Genomic DNA, 1,076 nt, shown 5'->3' with positions numbered 1-1,076 from the left:
GCCCTGGAGACTGGCACAAACGGCACCCTCGACGACACACTGGCAGCTGCGGTGGGCGAGGTGATCGCCACAGGTGACTACGACGGCCACGTCGGGTTCGTTCGGACTCATTGGCATACGGCAGATGAGCTCCGTACCGAGCTGGAAGCAGCCGGTCTCATTGATGTCGTGACCTACGGCGTCGAAGGCCCGGCCTGGCCCACACTCGATCACGCCGGACAACACAGCTTTCGATCCCTCGTGACAGCAGCACTGCACTGTGCACGGCTACTGGAACAGGACCCGCTGCTGATCAACGCAAGCGCACACCTATTGGCAATCGCCAGGACCGAGCACTGACCTGGCCCGTGATATCAAACCCACGCCGCATGCCGCATGCCGCGCTGACCGAAGCGGCCAGCGCGGTGCGTAGGAAAATCAACTGACCGTACCGATCCGACGTCGGCGGAACGTCCGCCTGCTACTGCTCACTTCCTGCAGCCTGTATGCCCCCGCGAGCCCCGCTCAGCTACCAGTTGGCCATCGGCGTTCGATCGTGGAACGAGCCTTTGCCCAGGCTTCTCGGAACTGCTCAGCAGTAATATCTTCGAGGGAAGAGGCCTCGACGTGCCAGTCATCGGCGCTGGATTACGAGAGGACTCCATATTTGCTCTCGTATGCCTGAACTGCGCCGATTCCCCCGTGATCTCGTGCTGGCGACTGTGGCTGTACTGCCGAAGACCGACGGTAGCCCTTCCTGATTCCGGGTGTTCGAAGGTCAGAGCTGGCCGGTGGTTTGCCGGGAGAGGAACAGCTGACGTTTTTCTCGGTCGACATGGGTGACAACGACCGTGACCCTGTCCCCGATCTGGACGACTTCGTCCGTCGGCTGGGTGAGGTCTCGGCGACGAATCAGCCCCTCGATCCCGTCCGCCACTTGGACAAAGACGCCGAAGGGCACCAGCTGGGTGACATGCCCGCGTAGTTCTCTACCGACGGTGATGCGCTCGGCAAAGGCATGGAAGGGGTCGGGCTGCAGTGCTCGCAGAGACAGCCTGGCCTCGGCATTCCAGGTATCGAACTGCAGGAATTCACCC

General features: G+C 62.0%; 2 protein-coding genes. One reads left to right on the top strand and one right to left on the bottom strand.

Annotated elements, in window-relative coordinates:
- Window positions 1–339: hypothetical protein (locus ACFWF3_RS36930; protein WP_379318903.1), on the top strand; the 339-nt coding region annotated here is incomplete at its 5' end.
- Window positions 340–757: 418 nt separating this feature from the next.
- On the opposite strand, the gene ACFWF3_RS36925 is transcribed toward ACFWF3_RS36930, so the two are convergent.
- A partial coding sequence (locus tag ACFWF3_RS36925; protein ID WP_379318901.1) for a S1 RNA-binding domain-containing protein occupies window positions 758–1,076 on the bottom strand: 319 nt, incomplete at its 5' end.

This window comes from Nocardia sp. NPDC060220 (genome assembly GCF_042727815.1).
Lineage (GTDB): Bacteria > Actinomycetota > Actinomycetes > Mycobacteriales > Mycobacteriaceae > Nocardia.
Note: the sequence above shows the minus strand (reverse complement) of the source record. Positions and strands in the feature narration are given on the sequence as shown.